This window comes from Cryomorphaceae bacterium (assembly GCA_007695365.1).
Lineage (GTDB): Bacteria > Bacteroidota > Bacteroidia > Flavobacteriales_D > SKUL01 > SKUL01.
Map to the genome: position 1 here is coordinate 1 of REDV01000096.1, position 21,978 is coordinate 21,978.

The 21,978-nt window shown below is 49.7% G+C and carries 22 protein-coding genes; 15 read left to right on the plus strand and 7 right to left on the minus strand.

Annotation, left to right across the window (positions count from 1 at the left end; genetic code table 11):
- Positions 1-360: 360 nt before the first annotated feature.
- The 4 genes from EA392_10110 (at position 361) to EA392_10125 (ending at position 4,439) form a co-directional block, all read left to right on the plus strand.
- Positions 361-1,695 carry a class A beta-lactamase-related serine hydrolase gene (locus EA392_10110; GenBank protein TVR38325.1) on the plus strand — a complete coding sequence of 445 codons (1,335 nt, stop codon included), beginning with the start codon at positions 361-363 and terminating at the stop codon, positions 1,693-1,695.
- Positions 1,696-1,741: 46 nt separating this feature from the next.
- Positions 1,742-2,461, plus strand: a complete 720-nt coding sequence (locus EA392_10115) for a hypothetical protein (protein TVR38326.1) — start codon at positions 1,742-1,744, stop codon at positions 2,459-2,461.
- A gap of 82 nt (positions 2,462-2,543) precedes the next feature.
- Positions 2,544-3,443 carry a pirin family protein gene (locus tag EA392_10120; protein TVR38327.1) on the plus strand — a complete coding sequence of 300 codons (900 nt, stop codon included), beginning with the start codon at positions 2,544-2,546 and terminating at the stop codon, positions 3,441-3,443.
- A gap of 63 nt (positions 3,444-3,506) precedes the next feature.
- Positions 3,507-4,439 (plus strand): alpha/beta hydrolase, encoded by a 933-nt coding sequence (locus tag EA392_10125; protein TVR38328.1) that lies wholly within the window; start codon positions 3,507-3,509, stop codon positions 4,437-4,439.
- A 204-nt stretch (positions 4,440-4,643) separates the two neighbouring features.
- On the opposite strand, the gene EA392_10130 is transcribed toward EA392_10125, so the two are convergent.
- Positions 4,644-5,195 carry a 5-formyltetrahydrofolate cyclo-ligase gene (locus EA392_10130; protein ID TVR38329.1) on the minus strand — a complete coding sequence of 184 codons (552 nt, stop codon included), beginning with the start codon at positions 5,193-5,195 and terminating at the stop codon, positions 4,644-4,646.
- Positions 5,196-5,269: 74 nt separating this feature from the next.
- On the opposite strand from EA392_10130, the gene EA392_10135 reads away from it, so the two are divergent.
- The 6 genes from EA392_10135 to EA392_10160 all read left to right on the plus strand — a co-directional run bounded on the left by EA392_10135 (position 5,270) and on the right by EA392_10160 (position 8,775).
- Positions 5,270-5,704, plus strand: a complete 435-nt coding sequence (locus EA392_10135) for an Rrf2 family transcriptional regulator (protein TVR38330.1) — start codon at positions 5,270-5,272, stop codon at positions 5,702-5,704.
- A gap of 39 nt (positions 5,705-5,743) precedes the next feature.
- Positions 5,744-6,136, plus strand: coding sequence for a group III truncated hemoglobin (locus EA392_10140; GenBank protein ID TVR38331.1), 393 nt, complete (start codon positions 5,744-5,746; stop codon positions 6,134-6,136).
- The gene (locus tag EA392_10145; GenBank protein ID TVR38332.1) at positions 6,133-6,573 is read left to right on the plus strand and encodes a hypothetical protein; all 441 of its coding nucleotides are present in this window, start codon (positions 6,133-6,135) and stop codon (positions 6,571-6,573) included. The genes EA392_10140 and EA392_10145 overlap by 4 nt, the downstream gene beginning before the upstream one ends.
- A complete protein-coding gene (locus tag EA392_10150; GenBank protein ID TVR38333.1) occupies positions 6,570-7,478 on the plus strand; it encodes a tryptophan 2,3-dioxygenase in 909 nt (302 codons plus the stop codon). The genes EA392_10145 and EA392_10150 overlap by 4 nt, the downstream gene beginning before the upstream one ends.
- Positions 7,479-7,490: 12 nt before the next feature.
- Positions 7,491-8,207, plus strand: coding sequence for an iron-sulfur cluster repair di-iron protein (gene ric / locus EA392_10155; GenBank protein ID TVR38334.1), 717 nt, complete (start codon positions 7,491-7,493; stop codon positions 8,205-8,207).
- A 304-nt stretch (positions 8,208-8,511) separates the two neighbouring features.
- Positions 8,512-8,775 carry a T9SS C-terminal target domain-containing protein gene (locus tag EA392_10160; GenBank protein ID TVR38335.1) on the plus strand — a complete coding sequence of 88 codons (264 nt, stop codon included), beginning with the start codon at positions 8,512-8,514 and terminating at the stop codon, positions 8,773-8,775.
- Here EA392_10160 and EA392_10165 read toward each other — a convergent pair.
- Positions 8,772-10,061: a M24 family metallopeptidase gene (locus EA392_10165; GenBank protein TVR38336.1), complete on the minus strand. Its 1,290-nt coding sequence runs from the start codon at positions 10,059-10,061 to the stop codon at positions 8,772-8,774. The genes EA392_10160 and EA392_10165 overlap by 4 nt on opposite strands.
- A gap of 155 nt (positions 10,062-10,216) precedes the next feature.
- On the opposite strand from EA392_10165, the gene EA392_10170 reads away from it, so the two are divergent.
- Genes EA392_10170 through EA392_10180 form a run of 3 tightly spaced genes read left to right on the plus strand, consistent with a single transcriptional unit; the run spans position 10,217 to position 13,670 of the window.
- Complete coding sequence (locus tag EA392_10170) at positions 10,217-10,891, plus strand: succinate dehydrogenase (protein TVR38337.1); 675 nt, start codon at positions 10,217-10,219, stop codon at positions 10,889-10,891.
- A 16-nt stretch (positions 10,892-10,907) separates the two neighbouring features.
- A complete protein-coding gene (locus EA392_10175) occupies positions 10,908-12,911 on the plus strand; it encodes a fumarate reductase/succinate dehydrogenase flavoprotein subunit (GenBank protein ID TVR38338.1) in 2,004 nt (667 codons plus the stop codon).
- A 12-nt stretch (positions 12,912-12,923) separates the two neighbouring features.
- Entirely contained in the window at positions 12,924-13,670 is a 747-nt protein-coding gene (locus EA392_10180) for a succinate dehydrogenase/fumarate reductase iron-sulfur subunit (GenBank protein ID TVR38339.1), read from the plus strand.
- Positions 13,671-13,850: 180 nt separating this feature from the next.
- On the opposite strand, the gene katG is transcribed toward EA392_10180, so the two are convergent.
- Both katG and EA392_10190 read right to left on the minus strand, forming a co-directional pair.
- The gene (katG, locus tag EA392_10185) at positions 13,851-16,031 is read right to left on the minus strand and encodes a catalase/peroxidase HPI (GenBank protein ID TVR38340.1); all 2,181 of its coding nucleotides are present in this window, start codon (positions 16,029-16,031) and stop codon (positions 13,851-13,853) included.
- 124 nt (positions 16,032-16,155) lie between these two features.
- Positions 16,156-16,851 (minus strand): hypothetical protein, encoded by a 696-nt coding sequence (locus tag EA392_10190; GenBank protein ID TVR38341.1) that lies wholly within the window; start codon positions 16,849-16,851, stop codon positions 16,156-16,158.
- 101 nt (positions 16,852-16,952) lie between these two features.
- On the opposite strand from EA392_10190, the gene EA392_10195 reads away from it, so the two are divergent.
- Positions 16,953-18,101, plus strand: coding sequence for an aminotransferase class I/II-fold pyridoxal phosphate-dependent enzyme (locus EA392_10195; GenBank protein TVR38342.1), 1,149 nt, complete (start codon positions 16,953-16,955; stop codon positions 18,099-18,101).
- Entirely contained in the window at positions 18,098-18,877 is a 780-nt protein-coding gene (locus EA392_10200; protein ID TVR38343.1) for an amidohydrolase, read from the plus strand. Before EA392_10195 ends, EA392_10200 begins: the two co-directional genes overlap by 4 nt.
- A gap of 172 nt (positions 18,878-19,049) precedes the next feature.
- Here EA392_10200 and EA392_10205 read toward each other — a convergent pair whose 3' ends face one another.
- Genes EA392_10205 through EA392_10215 form a run of 3 tightly spaced genes read right to left on the minus strand, consistent with a single transcriptional unit; the run spans position 19,050 to position 21,890 of the window.
- Entirely contained in the window at positions 19,050-20,699 is a 1,650-nt protein-coding gene (locus tag EA392_10205; GenBank protein ID TVR38344.1) for a hypothetical protein, read from the minus strand.
- Positions 20,699-21,163: a GAF domain-containing protein gene (locus EA392_10210; protein ID TVR38345.1), complete on the minus strand. Its 465-nt coding sequence runs from the start codon at positions 21,161-21,163 to the stop codon at positions 20,699-20,701. The genes EA392_10205 and EA392_10210 overlap by 1 nt, the downstream gene beginning before the upstream one ends.
- Before the next feature lie 49 nt (positions 21,164-21,212).
- Positions 21,213-21,890, minus strand: a complete 678-nt coding sequence (locus EA392_10215) for a ComF family protein (GenBank protein ID TVR38346.1) — start codon at positions 21,888-21,890, stop codon at positions 21,213-21,215.
- Positions 21,891-21,978: the final 88 nt, after the last annotated feature.

The window sequence follows — 21,978 nt, forward strand, 5'->3', positions numbered from 1 at the left end:
TTTTCCTTATTTCACGGGGCTTTCAGGGTGTGGTGATGGGGGATTTGCTTATGAGATAATTAGGTGATTAGATAATGAGCCGATGAGCCAATTAGACGATGAGACGATGAGACAATTGGAACATTTAACCCGTGCAGCTATGACGGGTGAATGTAAACCAAGGGCTCCGAAGCAGTCTCTAAAAACAGGCGGAAGTGTCTTGTAAATCACTGGAGGTCTATGATATAGCCCAAATTAGAGCGTCTTACCAACTTACTGAGTCGCAAAACAACAAACCGAAGGAGCGCGCAGGAAGACCAAGTGACTCTATGACTTTTGATTGGCGATAGCTATCTTTCCACCCCAAACACCCCCCCCACCATGAACCCCTCTCTCCCAACCATTGGCCTCATTTTCGCCTCTTTACTGTTTTATTTTTCAAGCTTTTCACAAGAAAACCCCAATCCAAGCACCATGCTCGACGCCATCATTGCCAGTGAAATGGAGCTCGAACGCTTTCCGGGGGTATCGGCAGTCATCGTCAAAGACGGGCAAATTGTATGGATTCAATCGTATGGAATGGCCGATATTGAGCAAAATATTCCCGTTGAAAATACCACATCGTTTTTGCTGGCATCCATCTCAAAAGTTATTACCGGCACGGCTGCCATGCAGTTGCACGAAAACAACACCATCAACCTCAACAACGATGTAAACAACCACCTTCCTTGGGATTTGCAAATACCGGCGTCGCCATCCAGCCCGGTTACTTTTCGCCAGTTGATGACGCACACGGCCTCCATTCGGGATAATTTCAACGTGATGGACAATTACTACGACAGTCCCGACCCGACCATTTCGCTGGAAGAATGTATGCAACGCTACTTTGCACAGGATGGCGCCGACTACAACCCCACAGCAAACTTTGTAAACAGCGCGCCGGGTACTGTTTTTGACTATTCAAACATCGCTACCGCCCTCAATGGATACCTCGTTGAACGGGTTACGGAACAGCCTTTTGACTCGTATTGCCACGAACATATTTTTGTTCCGCTTTGCATGAACAACACTGCGTGGTTTATGGCCGATTTCGACTCTGCGCAGGTGGCACGGCCCTATCGCTTTGCAGGCGGAAACTACATACCCTATAATCATTACGGTTTTGCCGATTACCCCAGCGGTCAGCTCAGGAGCAATGTGGTGGACATGGCCCATTTTATGATTGCTTACCTCAACGGAGGCGAGTTTGGCGATGAGCCCATTTTGAGTGCCGCCTCCATCAACGAAATGTGGACCGTTCAGTTTCCGGGACTTGAATCCAGCATGGGCTTAAACTGGTACCTCGAAGAGCTCTATCACAGCGGTGGTTCGGCGATGCTCTGGGGCCACAACGGCGGTGAGGCAGGCTCATCTACCGACATGTACCTGGACCCCGAAAACAATATCGGGATTTGCGTGCTCACCAACGGCGAAGGAGACGCAATATGGTTGTGCGACGAAATTTACGACTACGCGCTTTCACTTCCTTCCGGCTCAGGATACGCACCCGATTGCCTCACCACACACATTCACACGTACGAGCAACCCGAAGAGGCAGAAAAGGTGCTGATAAAAGTGATAGACCTGATTGGCCGCGAAGTGCCCCTTACACCCAATACCCCGCTGATAAAAATTTACAGCGACGGCACCACCGACCGGGTGTTTATTGTGGAGTAGGAAATAGCTGCACTTCTGAAAAGCAAGTTTACAGCACACTCATTAATTGGTTTTTTGTAGATTTGACAGAGGTTCTGTTCAAAAAAGCGCCCGCATTTTCGTGAGAATACTGTTTTTCACCTTCGCTTTGTTTTTCGCGTCATCCGGATATGCGCAAGAGCATTTTGTGGGGATTACAGGAGGCAGCGGGATTAGCAACATCACCGGGAATCATCCTGTTAATAACCCGGAAAACCGAACCTTTTTGCAAGGCGGAGTGTCTTATGCCTTTCATTTTGCACGCTTTGCACACATCGAAGCAGATTTGATGTACACCTCCCGGGGATACAACATCAAGATGTTACATACCGATGACGTGGGAGCCCTTACTGGCGAAACCACCATAAGTTCCTGGCAATTCAGCTACCTGGCTTTGCCGGTAAAAGTCGGGTTGCATTTCGGAAACAAGCTTTTGTTTTTTCTGAATACCGGTGTCGTTTCATCGAGGCTCCTCCACGCAGCGTATGACTTCCCCGGCATAGAAGACTTGATGCCGTCACAAAGTGTAAACCTGACCGAATACGTCCGAACGTTTGATTTTGCCGGACTCGTGGAAGCCGGGGTTTCTATTCCTCTCAGCAACGCTTTGTTTATCACTACCCATGTAAGTTATGCGCACAGCTTTACCTCTCATACCACACCCGACCACTACGCACACCGCTATCTATACCACTACGGATTGAGCGGAAACCTCGGGTTAAAGTATAGGTTTGGACGTGGAAATTAAGGGGGGGATTACTTCGGTAACGCCTCTCAAAAACGCGCTCTCACCCGAAAGTTCAGTACTTTGTGCAACAAATTGCAGCCTTTTGTCCAACATTGATTTAATCATCGAAGAACGCGCGGCGAACATCGGGCCGTTTATGGTGGGACGTCTGTTGCCCTTCCGGCAAAAACGCATGGTAGGGCCGTTTATTTACATTGACCACATGGGGCCGGTTGAATTGCCCGCTGATGAAAATTTCGACGTGCCGCCCCATCCGCACATCGGACTTTCTACACTTACTTTTCTGATGGAGGGCCACATCATGCACCGCGACACCTTGGGTACCGTGCAGGAAATCACTCCCGGAGCAGTAAACTGGATGACCGCCGGAAGGGGAATCGTCCACTCCGAGCGTACGCCCGATAAGCTTCGGGAGAAACCGGTGCGCATGCACGGATTGCAAATATGGGTGGCGTTGCCGAAAGACCTCGAAGAAATCGAACCCAATTTTACCCATGTAGAGAAAGCCGATCTGCCATCATGGAGCAAAAATGGTTTGGATTTTCGACTGGTGGCCGGAGAAGCCCTGGGTAAGAAATCGCCGGTGCCGGTGTACAGCAAACTCTATATGATTGAAATTAGAAACGGAGCAGAACGACGCGCACTGCACCTCGAAAACAAACTCTATGGCGAAGCAGGCCTCTACATATTGGAGGGCAGTGTTTTTGCACATGGAAATGAGTACGAATCGCGGCAGATTCTCGTGTCGAACGATGGTTCGCTGTGCAAACTGGAGCTGGCACCGCATACTACGCTGTACATTTTCGGTGGAGAACCTTTTCCCGAGGAGCGCCACATTCACTGGAATTTTGTTTCGAGCCGGCACGAGCGCATCGAAGAAGCCCGTGAACAATGGAAAAATCAGGAATTCGGAACCATAGATGGCGAAACCGATTACATTCCATTGCCCGAATTGCCGCGTGGTTTGCGGAGTAAATCGTAAATGATGAGGACTGTGTATCGGGCATTCACTATGATTTTACTTTTTGGGGCTACCTCAACGCTTATGGCGCAAACTCCGGTTTCCGGAACGGACTGTCTGCAATTTGAAATTCCCGGAAAAAAAGGATCGATACAGTTCATCCAGGTGGGGGCCGATACCTCAGCGGTTCTGCCAGCGCTTATTTTTCTGCAAGGCTCACAACCGGTTCCGTTGATTATCGGCACCGACGAGTACAAGCATGTGGTGTTACCGTTTGATTACCAGAAAGTAGCAGAGAAATTCCACCTTTTTGTCATTGCCATGCCCAATACTCCGGTAGAGGCTGTGATTAGCGCATTGGATGAAAATTCTTGTTTCGTGATTGATCACGATGAGCCGAACTCTTATGATCCTGAATATCTCCGAAACAATGTGCTTGAAAATTATGTGGAACGTACGCACCGGGTGATTGACGAAATAGTTTCTCTGAATCATATAAATGGTCAGGTGCATATGGCGGGCCATTCGCAGGGAGCAAAAATTGCTGCGGTGGTGGCATCAGAAAACCCGGATGTGAAATCTGTCGCTTTGCTCGCCTTCAATGCCTTTGGACGTTATGACGAAAGAATCCGAAGCGACCGACACGCGTTGAAATCCAGTAAAATTTCCGGAGAACAATACCAGCAGAGATTGGCAGACCACTATGGTCGTTGGCAACACATTCAGCAAGATCCCGATGACTATGCATCGGGAAACAACGCGTGGGTAAGTTTTTCCATTGACTATTTGCCGTTCCTGTTGAAAACGGATATCCCGTTATGGGTAGGATATGGCACCGAAGACATCAGCGCCGAAAACTGTGATTTGCTGCCGTTGCATTTTATTTCAGCAGGTAAGGAGAACCTGCAGCTTAAACCCTATGCGGGTTGGGATCACAACTTTTTTGACAACGAGGGTACGATGCATTGGAATACGGTGATGGAAGATGTGGTGGAGTGGTTGAAAGCTGTTGAGTGATCAACTTGCAATCCTCTTGAGACTTCTCCACTTCGCGCTCCGTTCCTCCGCGCTCCGGTCGAGGTGACAACAGGTCGCATTCGAAATTTATCCTCTAAACACCTCTTGTCACTTCGACCGAAAACCGAAAGTAGCGCAGCGCAGCGAGCGCAGAGAGGTTGCAGTGGAGAAGTCCCTGGTAATCAAGAAGCCTTTACTGTTCAGTCAAAATTCCTTGAATAACACCTCATCCAACTGCACATCGTGCGCTTCTCGCGGCACCTTTTCCACTTCCTGAAAAGGATAGAAAATACCTGTTTTTTGCGCTTTGGATTGCGCTATTAAAAAATTATCGTAATAACCTCCACCGTATCCCAGGCGGTAGCGGCTGCGGTCAAAAGCCAGCCCCGGAACAATCACAAAATCAACCGGTCCTTCGTAGATATCCGCTTCGGCAGGATGTCGAGTGCCCATTTTGCCGATCTCCAATTCATCAAGCGAATGCAGCACGCGGTTTTCGAGTTTACGGGCCGGTAATGCGCGGGGGCAAACCACGCACACATCCTCTGCCAACAGTTTTTCCAGAAGTGGTGTAATGTTGATTTCGGCCGGCAGTGGAATGTAAGCGTGAACAGTTCGATAGTTCTCTTTTTCAATGTGCTGGTACAATTCCTCGCATATCCATGCGTCGTATGTGCGCTTTACATCAGGATTGATTCGCGCCCGGCGCTCCAGCATTTCGGTTCTCAATTCCTTCTTTTCGGCAGTGATATCCATTTCAAAAATTCAATTCGGACAAATATATCCTTTATTGGAAATATTCCGTAAATTTGCGCCAACAAAAGAAAGGAATGTTTTCAAAAGCATGTGAATACGGAATCCGGGCTACGCTGCACATCGCACAGCAATCGCAGAATGAAAAGCGGGTAAGCCTGAAAGGCATTGCCGAATCCATCGACTCTCCGGTGGCTTTTACGGCGAAGATTCTGCAGCAGTTGGTTCACGCCGGTGTGATTCACTCGGTGAAAGGTCCGATGGGTGGTTTTGAAATGAATGCGCAGCAACTGTACGATGCGCGATTGAGCCACATTGTTTCGGCCATTGACGGCGACCAGATTTACAGAGGTTGCGGATTGGGATTAAAAGCCTGCGATGCGCAGAAGCCTTGCCCTGTGCACGATCAGTTTAAACTGGTGCGCGATGAATTACAACGCATGCTCGAAACCACTTCCATTCGCGAACTGGCCAATGGCTTAAACCAGGGGCAAACCTTTTTGAGACAGTAAAAAAATTTGAAACTAAATCGGACAAAATCGTCCTTTAAAATGCCGAAAACCGACATTACATCCCTGGCCGACATCAAGCAATTGGTGAATACATTTTACGACCGCGTGCGCGAGGACGACCTGATCGGACCGGTTTTCGAAAAAATAGTTCAGGATCGCTGGCCCGAACACCTGGAAAAGATGTACCGCTTCTGGCAAACGGTTTTACTGGGCGAACATACCTATTACGGTAGTCCGTTTCCTCCACACAGCAAATTGCCTATTGAAAAGAAGCACTTCGACCGCTGGATAAGCCTGTTCTCCGAAACTGTAAGTGAACTATTTTCCGGTGACAAGGCAGACGAAGCCTTTTGGCGGGCCGAAAAAATGGCGCAGATGTTTCAATTCAAAATCGATCATATTAAGAACAACCCCAATAAAACACCACTATGATCACTGTAAAATATCCCGTGGCATTAGCGGCTGTTTTTCTGTGGATTGGTTTCGTTTGTGCCATCAGCTTTATGGAGGCCTGGCTCAAGTTTCGGGCACCGGGAATCACGGTCCCCCTCGGCTTGGGAATTGGTCGATTGGTATTTCATGCCCTCAACAAAATGGAATGGGTATTTGCGGTTGCCATTTTGGTCAACATGCTGTTTGCAGGTTACACTCCCAAATGGTCTCACCTGTTTTTCGTGCTGCCGCTTTTGTTGCTTGCCATTCAAACGGCATGGTTGCTTCCCGCGCTCGATGCCCGCGCCGAAATGCACATTCAGGGATTGAAAGTCCCATCGTCGAACAAGCATTTTATATACGTGGCTATGGAAGCACTAAAAGTCATTGCCCTTTTGATTTTCGGACTCACCCTTTTTAAACACACTACCCCATGACACGCGAAAAACTCATTCAGTCTATCGAAGAAAAGTACGAGCAACTCGGAGAAAACCCGGATATCTACCTCAATGGTCTGCTGCAAGCCAAACCCATCAATTACTGGGATTATGTAGAAACCGAAACGCTGCTCTCGCTCCAAAAACCCCGCACGGATTTTAAAGATGAGATGATCTTTATCATGTACCACCAGGTAACGGAACTGGTGCTGAAGATGATGGTTCATGAGTTGGAACAGCTGGTTTTCGAAGATCTGGGCGATGACATTTGGGTAGATAAAATCAACCGGCTCAACCGATATACCGGGCTACTCATCAACTCATTTGATGTGATGCGGTCGGGCATGAATTACGACGACTACAACACCTTTCGGCACACCTTGGCTCCTGCCAGTGGATTTCAAAGTGTTCAGTTTCGCTACATTGAAATTTACTGCACTCCGCTCGTCAACCTGATCAACGAAAACGGAAAAGAGCGCCTCAGCCCCACCCCGGATATGGACGAGTATTTTGAACACATCTACTGGAAGGACGCCGGACTGAATCGCAAAACCGGTAAGAAAACCCTAACGCTTCGTCAGTTTGAAGAAAAATATCTCGGCAATCTGAAATCGCTTGCGCAAAAAGTGAGCGGCCATACCCTTCAGGAAAAGTTTGCTGCCATGGCCTCACCTTCACCGGAACTTACCGACAAAATGCGAGAATTCGACCGAATGTACAATGTAGAATGGCCACTGGTTCACCTGCAAACGGCTCGCCACTACCTGGATAGCAAAGGTGAAGAAAAGGCAGCCACCGGCGGAAGCGAATGGAAAAAATATTTACACCCCAAATTTCAACAACGAAAATTTTTCCCGGAGCTATGGACTGAAAATGAAGTCGCTTCCTGGGGAGACGAATCTTAAAAACAAAATATCATGAATATTACAGAAAAACACATCATCGGCGAACTGGTGGCCAGGGATTACCGCGCTGCCAGCGTATTCAAAGCGCACAATATTGATTTTTGCTGCAACGGCAACCGCACCATAGCAGATGCCTGCGCAAAACACGGACTCAATTCTGAACAAATCATTGGTGAACTGGAAAACGCCATGACACAAGCGAACAGCGGCAACATTGATTTTCAATCGTGGCCACCCGACTTGCTGGTCGATTACATCGAGAAAAAACACCACCGTTACGTGGAGGCCAAAATACCTGAGATCAAAGCCTATCTCAACAGAATCGCCAAAGTGCACGGCGACAACCACCCCGAATTGCACGTGGTTGAGCAGCACTTTGCCGAGTCGTCAGGTGCCTTGGTTGCACACATGAAAAAGGAAGAACTGATCCTGTTTCCGTTTATCAAAAAGCTGGCTGCGGCAGATGAAAACGATGAGCAGTTACCCGCTCCACATTTCGGTACGGTAGAGAACCCCATTGCCATGATGCACGAAGAGCACGATGCCGAGGGCGAGCGCTTCCGCGAAATAGCGCGACTCACGAACAATTACGAACCACCGGAGGATGCGTGCAATACTTACCGCGTAGCATTTGCGCTGCTGCAGGAGTTTGAAAACGATTTGCACATGCACATCCACCTCGAGAACAACATTCTTTTTCCGATGACAATAGAGCTGGAGAAGGAGTGAGATGGCGCCTCATGATTAACCCAACATTTGCATTGGCATTGACCAGATGCATAATCTTTATAGAGAGTTAATCTTGTGTAGTTCGCTGCGCAACACTGAAAAAGTGAATTGCGGCAAGTAAAAGTTTCGAGTCCCCCTGGGCTGCGAAACGGATTGGGGTGCCTCCGGGCAATGGGCATGCCTCGCTCACTTTTGGCCGCCTTTTACCCGCTTTCTGTCGAAAATCTGCCACCTACGTGAAACCATGGCGCAATCCCTGCGTAATACCACCTGACAAGAAACAGGAAACGCACCTTTAACAGCTATGAATACAATTTCACATACCACTACACAACACAGACTCGAGGTATCGTTGGAAACCAGTCAGACGCTCACCGTACTATACCAGCCACAAACCGAACGGGCACTGTTCGATCTCTGTGACCTGAACGGCAGAATCCTGGTAACCGGTGAAATAAAGCAGAATCGAACCAGGGTGGATGTTACCGACCTGTACCCGGATCAGTATATTCTGCTGATTCTGGATGGCGACAAGGTGTGTAGCACCAAGTTTTCTATTGAAGGTTAAGCATTCATCAATGCTTCAATTTCATCGGCCTCCAGGGGGATGTTGGCCATGAGATCCACAAAACCGTTTTCGGTAATCAGAATATCATTTTCGAGCCGGATACCCAGGTTCTCTTCGCGGATATAGATGCCCGGTTCTACGGTAAACACATTTCCCGCCTGAATGGGCTCGTACCAAAGCCCTACGTCATGCACATCCAAGCCAATAAAATGACTGGTGCCGTGCATAAAGTACTTTTTGTACGCGGGCCAGTCGGGGTTTTGGTTTTGAATATCTGCCGCAGTCAGCAGCCCGAGTTTCAACAACTCTTCTTCCATCATCCTACCTACCTGCACGTGGTAATCCGCCAAAAAAACGCCCGGACGAAGCAGGTTCATTGCGCCTCGCATCACCCTTAACACCGCGTTGTACACTTCCTTTTGGCGCTCGGTGAAACGGCCGCTTACAGGCACGCACCTGGTCATGTCCGAGGCATAATTACCATACTCCGCTCCTACATCCATCAAAATCACGTCGCCGGCCTTACACTCCTGATTGTTGGCCACGTAGTGCAGCACGCACGCATTAAAGCCCGACGCAATAATGGGCTCATAGGCAAAACCGCGCGAGCGATTCATCAAAAATTCATGGGCCAGCTCGGCCTGGATTTCAAATTCGTGCACCCCGGGCTTAATCATCCCCAACACCCTCCTGAAAGCTTTCTCAGTAATATTACAGGCGGTTTGCATCTGCCGGATTTCACCATTGGATTTCACCGAGCGAACACGGTGCATGATGGGAGCCGAACGCTCATAGGTGTGAAGGGGATACTGCTCGCGAAGCCATTTTCCAAACCGTGCTTCGCGCGTTTCTACTTCCACTTTGGCGCGGGTGTGCTCGTTGGAGTTGAGGTAAACACATCCAGCCTCCGCCATCAACGACGGAAGCACTTTATAAAACTCGCTCACCCAATGCACGGTTGTAATTCCGGTAAGCTCGCGGGCCTGCTCTTTGGTAAGCTTGGCCCCCTCCCAAATGGCAATGTCCTCGCTGGTTTCCTTCACAAAAAGAATCTCCCTGTGCCGCGTGTTGTGCGCATCCGGAAACATCACCAGTATCGTTTCCTCCTGATCTACACCGCAGAGGTACAACAAGTCGCTACTCTGACGAAAAGGCATGGTACCGTCGGCGCTGGCGGGCATGATATCGTTGGATTGAAACAAGGCAATTGCACCCGGCTTGAGGTGTTTTTTGAAACAATCGCGGTGCTGCCTGTAGGTTGCAGAATCTAATGGAGAATACTTCATTTTTCAATAGCTTTGCGGTTTGGCAAATATAACGGATTGCGTCGCCAGAGCAGGTTTTGTTATTTAGATGGATTCTAAATACGGGCACGAACTGGCTACCTCTCGCACATAATTTAGTTTTGCCTTGTTATTGACCTGTAAACTCGATTGCAAACATGAGCAACCAAGGAATTTTGAGTACTTCCATCGCACGGAAAGTTCTAATGGCCCTTACCGGCCTGTTTTTGTCTGTGTTTCTGATTGTGCATCTGGCCGGTAACCTGCAACTGATACCGGGGATGGGAACCAAAGAGGGCTTTAATGAATACGCCGTCTTCATGACTACCTTTCCCCTGATTAAAATTTCCTCCTACGGCTTGTATGCCACCATTCTTGCGCACGCCATTTTAGGCTTGATTCTCACCATGCAAAACCGCAAGGCTCGTCCGCAGAAATACGCCTATGAAAAACCCGAACGCAACAGCAATTGGGCTTCTCGCAACATGGGTCTGCTCGGAACAGTCATTTTTGTTTTCATCGTGTTGCACATGCGCAGCTTCTGGTTTGAGTACCACTGGGGCGAATTGCCCAACGATGCCAACGGCAACCGCGATTTGTACACGCTTACTGTTACGGCCTTTCACCAATGGTGGTACACGGCCATCTATGTAGCAGCCATGGTTGCATTGGCATTTCACCTGCTGCACGGATTTCAGTCGGCCTTTCAATCCATGGGCTGGAATCACCCCAAGTACACCCCCTTTGTGAAAAAGGTCGGTGCATTTTTCAGTGTAGCAGTGTGTGGAGGTTTTGCCTTTATCGCTGTGATTAATTTCCTCGTCCAGTCCTAAAAAATTCTCAATATCCATGTCCGAACTGAACGCTAACATACCCGAAGGTCCTATTGACAAAAAGTGGACATCACACAAAAACAACGTGCGTCTGGTAAACCCTGCCAACAAGCGTCTGATTGATGTCATAGTGGTAGGCACAGGTCTCGCCGGAGCATCCGCTGCTGCCTCTTTGGCCGAAATGGGCTACAAAGTGAAGGCCTTTTGCTTTCAGGATAGTCCACGAAGGGCGCACTCCATTGCCGCACAGGGAGGAATCAACGCGGCCAAAAACTACCAGAACGACGGTGATAGCACCTATCGTCTGTTCTACGACACTGTAAAAGGAGGCGACTATCGCTCACGCGAAGCCAACGTGCATCGCCTGGCTGAAGTATCTGCCAACATCATTGATCAATGCGTGGCGCAAGGTGTTCCTTTTGCCCGTGAGTACGGCGGGCTGCTCGACAACCGCTCTTTTGGTGGTGTGCAGGTGTCACGAACCTTTTACGCCAAAGGACAAACCGGTCAGCAGCTATTACTCGGAGCCTATTCGGCCTTGTCCAGGCAAATAGGAAAAGGGCAGGTGCAGATGTACAACCGCCACGAGATGCTCGATGTGGTAGTGGTAGATGGCAAAGCGCGGGGTATTATAGCGCGCAACCTGATTACCGGCGAGATTGAGCGTCACTCGGCACACGCTGTACTGCTCTGTACAGGAGGATACGGAAACGTTTTCTTCCTCTCTACCAACGCCATGGGCAGCAACGTAACAGCAGCATGGAAAGCCCACAAACGCGGGGCATATTTTGCCAATCCGTGCTACACCCAGATTCACCCAACCTGCATTCCGGTATCTGGAAGCTATCAGTCAAAACTTACCCTAATGTCGGAATCGCTGCGAAACGACGGCCGCATTTGGGTACCCAAAAAGAAAGAAGACGCCGAAGCCATTCGCAAAGGAACCAAGAGCCCGCTCGACATTCCGGATGAAGACCGCGATTTTTACCTGGAGCGTCGTTATCCGTCGTTTGGAAACCTCGTGCCTCGCGACGTGGCCTCACGGGCTGCCAAAGAGCGATGTGATGCCGGTTACGGTGTGAATGCCACCGGTGAAGCTGTTTACCTGGATTTCTCCTACTCCATCATGCGCTACGGTGAAGAGCAGGCGCGTGTTCGTCATCTTGACCACAACGATAAGAAACTGGTGCGTGAACTTGGAGAGCAGGTTGTTGCTGCCAAGTACGGTAACCTTTTTCAGATGTACGAGAAAATTACCGACGACAACCCCTACAAAGTTCCGATGAAAATCTACCCCGCTGTGCATTACACCATGGGAGGCATCTGGGTGGATTACAATTTGATGACCACTATTCCAGGCTGTTATGCCCTTGGAGAAGCCAACTTCAGCGACCACGGAGCCAACCGCCTCGGAGCTTCAGCCTTGATGCAGGGACTGGCAGATGGATATTTTGTGATTCCCTTCACCATTGGAGATTACCTTGCAGATGATATCCGAACCGGAAAAATTTCTACCGACCTGCCTGAGTTTGAAGCAGCCGAAAAAGAAGTAAAAGAACGCCTTGAGAAGCTCCTGAACAATAAAGGCACCAAGACGGTTGATTATTTCCACCGCAAGCTCGGACGCATTATGTGGGACGAATGCGGCATGGCCCGAAACGCCGAAGGACTCAAAAAAGCCATTGAAGAAATCCGCGCACTCCGCGAAGAGTTCTGGCGCGAAGTGCGAGTGCCGGGCGATGCCAATGAGCTCAACCCCGAACTCGAGAAAGCGGGCCGCGTGGCAGATTTCCTTGAACTGGGCGAGCTGATGTGCAAAGACGCGCTGGAGCGAAACGAGTCTTGTGGAGGTCACTTCCGCGAGGAGTCACAAACCGAAGAAGGTGAAGCCCTGCGAAACGATGAGGAATACGCTTATGTTTCGGCATGGGAGTACACCGGAGACCCAAAAGATGCCCGGCTTCACAAAGAAGCCTTGGTGTACGAGAATGTAAAAATGACCCAAAGAAGCTACAAATAACCCCCGGATACTATGAACTTAACGCTGAAAATCTGGAGACAAAAGAACAAGAACGACAAAGGCAGGATGGAAACCTACCAAGCGAAGGACGTATCCCCCGACCAGTCGTTTCTTGAAATGCTTGATGTGCTGAATGAGAGCCTTGTAATTGAGGGTAAAGAGCCGATAGCATTTGATCACGACTGCCGAGAGGGTATTTGTGGGATGTGCAGCCTGTTTATCAACGGTGAAGCGCATGGGCCGGGACGTAACATTACCACCTGCCAATTGCACATGCGGAGCTTTAAAGATGGTGAAACCATTTATATTGAGCCATGGCGCGCAGCTGCTTTCCCGGTTGTAAAAGATTTGGTGGTAGATCGCTCCTCTTTTGACCGGGTGATTCAGGCCGGAGGATTTGTCTCGGTGAATACCAGCGGAAATACCATTGACGCCAACGCTACACCCATTCCCAAAGAAAATGCCGACAAAGCCTTTGACGCGGCAACGTGCATTGGCTGCGGAGCCTGCGTAGCCACCTGCAAGAACTCATCAGCCATGCTGTTTGTGTCTGCCAAGGTATCGCAACTCTCTCTACTGCCGCAAGGACAGGTAGAAGCCAAAGAGCGTGTAGCGAAGATGGTTGCTCAAATGGATGAGGAAGGATTTGGAAACTGCTCCAACACCGGCGCCTGCGAAGTGGAATGCCCCAAAGGCATCTCGCTCGAAAACATTGCCCGCATGAACCGCGAGTGGTTGGGTGCGGCGATTAAGAAGTAAGAGTCCATTCGGAAAAATCCGTTTCAAAGGCCTTTCTGAGATAAGAATGCCATAAGACGTATTCAATGAGACAAGAAAAACCGGAAAAAGATGGAACCGGATTCCATCTTTTTCAGGTTTTTATATGTGCGCTTCTTTTCGAAACGCTTTAACAGGCTGCTTGTACTCCTTTCCCGGTCTTTATCCGGCTAAGTCAAAACGGTCGGCGTTCATCACCTTCACCCATGCCTTTACAAAGTCGTGCACGAATTTCTCCTTGTTGTCGTCTTGTGCATACAACTCGGCGTACGCCCGAAGTATTGAGTTGGAGCCAAACACCAAATCTACGCGGGTGGCAGTCCAGCGGGTATCGCCGGTTTTTCGGTCAATGAGGTGATAGAGGTTGTCACCGGCCGGCTTCCAGCGGTAATTCATGTCCGTAAGATGAACAAAAAAGTCATTGCTCAGGGTACCCGGGCGATCGGTGAACACCCCGTGTTTGGTGCCTCCGTGGTTGGTGGCCAGCACGCGCATTCCGCCTACAAGAACGGTCATTTCAGGTGCTGTTAATCCCATCAGTTGGGTCCGATCCACCATCAATTCCTCAGGTTTCACCTTGTGCTCTTTCTTCATCCAGTTTCGGTAGCCATCGTGTACAGGTTCCAGCACCTCGAAAGACCCGGCATCGGTCATTTCATCGGTAGCGTCGCCTCTGCCCGGGTTGAATGGCACTTTTATCTTCACGCCTGCGTCGTGGGCTGCCTGCTCAACCGCTGCACTTCCGCCGAGCACAATCAGGTCTGCCATACTCACCTTTTTGGAAAGACTTTGTTGTATTTCACCCAAGGTGTTCAGTACCTTCTGAAGCCTTTGTGGTTCATTCCCTTCCCAGTCTTTCTGAGGGGCCAGACGAATTCTAGCTCCGTTGGCACCTCCCCGGTAATCAGAGCACCTGAAGGTTCGGGCGCTATCCCAGGCAGTACAAATCAGCTCTGATCTGCTCAAACCGCTGCTCAGGATTTTCTGCTTAATGTCTTCGATTTCGCCATCAGAAAGTGTGTAATCTACCGCGGGAACCGGGTCTTGCCAGATAAGGTCTTCCTGCGGAACATCGGCACCGAGGTAACGGCTTTTCGGGCCGAGGTCGCGATGGGTAAGTTTGAACCACGCACGGGCAAAAACATCGTTGAAGTACTCAGGGTCTTTGTAAAAGCGCTCGGAAATTTTGCGGTATTCCGGGTCCATTTTCATGGCCATATCGGCGTCGGTCATGATTGGATTCTGCCGCTCTCCCGGTTTGTGCGCATTGAGGGGTTTGTCTTCCTCGGCAATGTTTACCGGCTCCCACTGCCACGCTCCGGCCGGACTTTTCTTCAACTCCCATTCGTATTTGAGAAGCAGGTCGAAATACCCGTTGTCCCAACGCGTAGGATAGGTAGTCCAGGCTCCCTCCAAACCGCTTGTTACGGTGTCTTCAGAATGCCCTTTTCCGGTAGGGTTCGCCCACCCAAGGCCTTGTTCATAGACATCGGCACCTTCGGGACTTTCGCCCAGAATAGACGCATCGCCATTTCCGTGTGCTTTACCAACTGTGTGGCCCCCGGCGGTAAGTGCTACGGTTTCTTCGTCGTTCATGGCCATTCGTTTAAACGTCATGCGCACGTCATGGGCTGTTTTGAGAGGGTCGGGCTCGCCATCAACACCTTCGGGATTCACGTAAATGAGTCCCATTTGGACAGCGGCCAAAGGATTGTCGAGTGAATCGCGGTTGGCTGCATCACCGTAGCGGTTTTTGGTCTCTGCGAGCCACTCTTTTTCCGAACCCCAGTTGATGTCTTTTTCGGGATGCCAGATATCTTCACGACCTCCGGCAAAGCCAAAGGTTTTAAAGCCCATGGATTCGTATGCCATGTTTCCGGCCAGAATGAACAAATCGGCCCATGAAATTTTGTTTCCGTACTTTTTCTTAATGGGCCAAAGCAGTCTTCGCGCCTTGTCGAGGTTGGCATTGTCAGGCCAGCTATTGAGCGGAGCAAAACGCTGGTTTCCGTTGTTGCCGCCACCGCGACCATCGGCAATCCGGTAGGTTCCTGCGGCGTGCCAGGCCATTCGAATCATCAGCCCCCCGTAATGGCCCCAGTCGGCAGGCCACCAGTCCTGACTTTCGGTCATAAATTTTCTTAAATCACTTTTGAGGGCCTCCAGATCCAGCTTTTTGAATTCTTCCGCGTAATTAAAATCGGCTCCTAGCGGATTGGTTTTGGTATCGTGCTGGTGAAGAATATCAAGGTTGAGCGCCTTCGGCCACCAGTCGGTTACAGTGTTTTGCGATTGTGTATTGGCTCCGTGCATTACCGGACATTTGCCTTTTGTGTGTTCCATGAATGGTGTGTTTTAATGTGAGGACGCGGAAGTTAACCAAAATTTCTCGGGGTGAGAAATTCACCCGCGCGGAAAAGCAATCGCAACAAAACTCAAAATCAACCAAGGATATTCAATGCTGCTCTCAGGGTTTTACCCTTGCCGTGCCGTGGAGGTTGCCATTGCTGAAAATCTGGAGTGCTACTTCACTGCCTTCAATTTGCCCAGCGGCGGTGTGGTACTCTCCGAGGTGGGTAAGCGGAATCATGGAAACTGTTTGCGCTGTGCAGTCAAACTCAAGGGTCATATCGTAACCGGCCAACCCCGTCACCAACAATTTACCTTCGCTGTTGTAGCTGCAGCCAATAACCTTGTTCTGGAGGATTCCATTAATTTCATACGTGATTTCCCCGTTTGCATGATTGCGAAAGCCCCAGCCACAATTAGGGGCATAAACCAACTTGATGGTTTTGCTCTGCGAGGGTACATTTTCGTTGGCCAACGAAACTTCGAGCTTGGCGGGATACTCACCCGGCTGCATGTTGTGCTGGTTAAAAGGAACCTCAAACGTTGCTGTTGCTCCGCCGGTTACCACCACCTGTTGACTTATGCCCGCAAAAAAGGCGTTGTTAAGGTCAGAAAGGCGCACCACAAACTCTTTAGCGCTACTTCCATCTACAGAAACAGCGAGAGATTGTGTATCGCTGTGTTCAAAGACCAATTCACTGGGAGCGTTGAAACTGAATTCGGCAGCCGGATTCGGAGAATCGGGGTCTTCTTTTTTGCAGGAAGAAAATAAGGTAAGGGTAAACAGGAACAGTGCAATAAGCTTTGTGTTCATCAGCAAATGTGTAGATAAAAGCAAATCTAAGTGATATCTCCATCTAAAAAAGATAACTGAAGACATTTTTTGGTGCTTGCACATCTTCCTATCTTTCACGCATGATCAAATCAAAATTGCCCCACGTTGGCACGAGTATATTTTCTGTGATGTCGGCCCTGGCCAATGAGCACCATGCGCTGAATCTCTCCCAGGGTTTTCCAAACTTTCCTTGCGATCCCGAATTGGTAGAGCTGGTAGCCAAATACATGCGCGACGGCAAGAACCAATATCCGCCTATGCCGGGCATATTTGAATTACGGGAGGTAATAGCAGCCCAAACCCACAAGCGATACGGAGCAACCGTAAACCCGGATTCTGATATTACGGTGGTTTCAGGAGCCACGCAGGCCATCTACACGGCTATTACCGCTACCGTGCAACAGGGCGATGAAGTGATTGTGTTTGCTCCTGCCTACGACTGTTACGGGCCGGCCATTGAGCTCAGCGGAGGTAAAGTGATAGAAGTACCCCTGCACACGCCCGGGTTTACCATCCCGTTCGAAAAACTTCGCGAAGCCATTACTCCGCGCACCCGAATGATTATGGTGAACACGCCCCACAACCCGTCGGGGAGCCTCGTTACGCGTGAGGACTGGCTGCAGCTTGCAGAAATTGTTCGCGACACCGACATTTTGATTCTCAGCGACGAAGTGTACGAACACATAGTGTTTGACGGAGAAAAGCATTGCAGCGTGCTGAGCATAGAGGAGTTGCGTCAGCGCTCATTTGTGGTTTCATCATTTGGCAAGACCTTTCATGTAACAGGCTGGAAAATGGGCTATTGCATTGCTCCTGCTAACCTGATGACCGAGTTTCGAAAGTGTCATCAGTTCATCGTTTTTACATCGCATACCCCCTCCCAGTACGCTCTGGCCGAATACATGCAAAACGATGAAAAGATTGATGGTTTGGGGCCGTTTTACCAGCGCAAACGCGATGTGTTTCTGGAAAGCCTCGGAGAAACGCGCTTTGCCCACAGCCCTGCCCAAGGCACGTATTTTCAGCTGCTCAATTACAGCAACATCACCAACGAAAGCGATGTGGACTACGCGCGCCACCTAACAATTGAGCGCGGTATTGCCTCTATTCCCATTTCGGTTTTTTACAGCGACGGCCGCAACGACCACTACCTCCGCTTTTGCTTTGCCAAAGATGATGATACCCTTCGCAAGGCCGGTGAGCTTCTGAATCAAATCGGCAGTATATGAACGATATACTGAAAATAACCGCCTTGCAATCGGATTTGCACTGGGAAAACCCGGAGGCCAATCATCAGACTCTCGGTGGAAAAATGCGATCAGCCACCGCAGCAGATGCCTATATCCTGCCTGAGATGTTTCCCACGGGTTTTTCAATGGATGCCAAAAGGCTTTCCGAGCCCATGAATGGCCCGACTCATCAATGGATGAAAGCTATGGCGAATGAACTCCGTGCAGCGGTGGGGGGGAGCGTGATTATTGAAGACGCAGGCCATTTCTACAACCGTTTTTTATGGGTGCAACCGGGTGGCAGAACCGAATACTACGACAAAAGGCACCGCTTTACCATGGCCGGAGAGCACCATCACTTCAGCGCGGGATCTTCGCATACCGTGGTGGAATTAAAAGGCTGGAAGATTTTTCTGCAGGTTTGCTACGACCTCCGGTTTCCGGTGTGGAGCCGCAATCGCTCGCACTATGATGTGGCTGTATATGTGGCCAATTGGCCCGAAGCGCGCTCAGCAGCATGGAGCAAACTTTTACTCGCCAGAGCCATTGAAAATCAATGTTATGTGATAGGCGTAAACCGCGTAGGCACCGACGGCAAGGACATTTCTTACAGCGGAGATTCAGCCATTATTGACCCCAGGGGTGAGTATTTGGTTTGCCCACCCGCACACAGTGATCAAGCCTTATATGCCGAATTGAGCAAAGCGGAACTCCTGGACTTTCGGAAAAAATTCCCGGTGCTTAAAGATGGCGATGAATTTGAGGTGAGGGTTTAGAAGTCCGAAAAGAAGATCAGGTAAACAACCGCTATATCGCAGGACAAAAAACTAAGGCCTGGCAAACGAACTTGATCCAATGGATGTGAAACAAATCTTTAGGCGGTGCCTCTACAGTCCGACCGAAATAGCCGCCACCGCCCAGCCTTCCTTGCCGGTAATGCTCCACGCACTATTCTTCCGGCAACGATGTGTCCTCCGACTCTGGTTCTTCTTCTTTTTTAAGATTCCACTCCAACTCCATATCCCAGTTAGAGCGCACCTGAACCGTAGAGGGGTAATTCACCACCGGCTCGGGCTGCATACCCTCGCGGAAATTCCCTGTATCCCACTCGCCGTTGCCGTTCAGGTCATAAATCACTCGCATCCTAAAGGAGCCGGGGTTCATCCGGTTGAATTCAATGATACCGGATTCTTCGGGTATCACCCGCTTGATAACCACATCGCGGTCGTTTACCAGCTCCAGAATAATGGGGTCGCCGGGATTAAAGCGCAAGTCGAGTTTTAGGTTTCCGAAATGCCGCTCCTCGCGGGTTTTTACCGTTTTATCGAGTGTATCGTTCACCAACTTGAATACATCGGTAAAAGTGCCTTCGGGAATAAATACACGATACGGTGTGTCGAACTCCCAGGGGTGGTGAATTTCAAACACGCGTCTGGACTCCGTGCTCTTTAAGGCGTAATCCACAGGTATAGAATCCCTGAATAATTCTATTCTACTTGTATCTATCTGCTCAATGGGGTGATTGAATTTCAGCCGCACCGGCGAAAATGGGTTGAAGTTGAACAGTAAATTGTCCTTGATTTCAAGTACGGGATCTTCGTCATTTTTTCGTCTGCGCAAATCCCACCGCACAGTGTCCATGAGGTTGGGCGCGGCTTCAAACACCAATTTAGTTCTATCGAGGTCCGGAAAATCGGCGCGATTGGTCATCCACACCCACGTGGTATCGCCAACTTCTCCATGCTCAACAATCAACTTTTGCTCAGGGTCAATGGGAGTAACCCAAACAGAATCTGCCGGCTGATGCAAGAGAACCATCAACTCTCCGTGGGGTTTTGCAATGCGGTCATCAATGTACTGCGTGGTGTCCTTCTCCATAAACAACCGCATGATGTGCGGCACATTGGTACTGTCGGCAAAGCCCGGAGTTACCAGCGAATCAATGAAGGCAATGGCTTCGCCTGCATTGTATTTAAAGTTGCTGTTCTCGTCGCGCAATGCAAAAGCCATGTATGAGCCTTCGCGAATAAAGTTGATTTCAAACTGACCTTTTTCGTTGGTTTTTCCGAGGTAGTCAGGCAGACCTTTGTACGGCATGGTATCCACCGGATTGCTGTACAGCATGACCCACACATCCTTCTCTGGTTTTTCGGTAAAGGCGTTCACTACTTTGCCAATGAACTGAAGCGAATCCAGAAAATCACCGGTTGAAAACACGTATTGCAGTCCGGAGGCCTTGTTGCCCTCATTCAGATCTACAATGGCATCTCCGAAATTTATCACGTAAGTTGTTTCTGGCTTGAGCGGGCTTTTAAGATCAATAATTACCTTTTTCCCTTTGAGTTTAACGTCGGGGCGCTCTTTCATGGTGGGGTTGATGACCATCTGAGCTTTGAGATTGCGAATTTGCACAAATTCATCAAACTCCATCATGATGCGCGAAGCCGCGAAATGCGTGCTGTAGTTGAGCGGGGCCGTGGCAATCAACTCAGGCGGGTCTTCATCCTTTGGGCCGCCTGTTGGAGGCTTCATTTGCGCGCACGAGCGAAGCAGCAAGCCAACGATGACTACCGCAAGCAATAATGATATGCGCGACATCAAACCCAAGGCTGCATGAGGCTTGTTAGTTCTTCCAGATAGCGTTGATCGGTTTCGCTGAACGCGGCAGGTTGGTCGTGATCCAGATCGAGCACCATCACCACATCTCCATCATGATTCCTAACGGGCACCACAATTTCCGACTGCGACCTGGAATCGCAGGAAATATGCCCTGGAAAGGCATGCACGTCAGGAACCAATTGCGTAGTACCGGTATCCCAGCAAGTGCCGCAAACACCTCTGCCCCGGGCAATTCTTACACAGGCCGGCGTGCCTTGAAACGGACCCAAAACCAGCTCCTTTTCCCGCACTATGTAGAAGCCAATCCAAAAGTAACCCAGCTCATTTTTAAGCACGGCCACTATATTGGCCAGGTTGGCAATTACATCGGATTCACCGCGGGTAAGTGCTTCAATTTGCTGCAAACATCGCTCGTAGCGTCCGGCTTTTTCTGTTTCGTTCATTGCGGCAAAGATAGGGCACCCAATAGGATGAAGATGCGCAACACTGCTTTTACTCGGTATAGGCCATTACACACACGCTGACTCTAACATCCTTCATGCCATCAAAAAGCCGGATACAGCTTTCGAGAGTTGAGCCGGTGGTCACAACATCATCCACCAGCAGCACATGGGCCGGCCCGTTGGGGTGGAAGTCGCGCAGAGCAAACACGCCCTCCACATTCTGAAAACGCTCAAAGCGCGATTTTTTGGTTTGGGTGGGATTGTTTACCGGTCTTACCACCAGCTCTTCGTGTACATTCCAGCCAGTACTTTCGCCAATACCTCTTGCAATTAGGGCACTTTGGTTGTAGCCGCGGATCTTCAATTTTTTATCGTGAAGCGGAATGGGTAGCACGTAATCCACATGACCTATGCGTTTTTCTTCTTTTAAACGCGCGCCCATCATGCGCCCCATCAGCAAACCCACATTCTTGTTTCCGCGGTATTTGAGCTCGTGCAACATGTGCTGCACCCGGTTTCCCTTTTGAAAATGAAACAGGGCCACTCCTGTGTGGATCTCCGTCCGACCCCAAAAAAGTTTTTCAACCGGATTGTCGGCATAGAGGTGATAATCGGTATAGGGCAGCGCAGAAAGGCATGAAGTGCAAACGGTTTCCTCTCCCAGCAACAGTGGTTTTTGACAGGCGGCACACAAGTCCGGAAAGAAAACAGCCACAAGTTCGCGCATGGTCGTGAAAAAAGAATGTTAATAAGTGCCGAATGACTTTGGATTGTACCGACTCAATTGCGGGTAAATTAGCAATTTCGCACCAAAA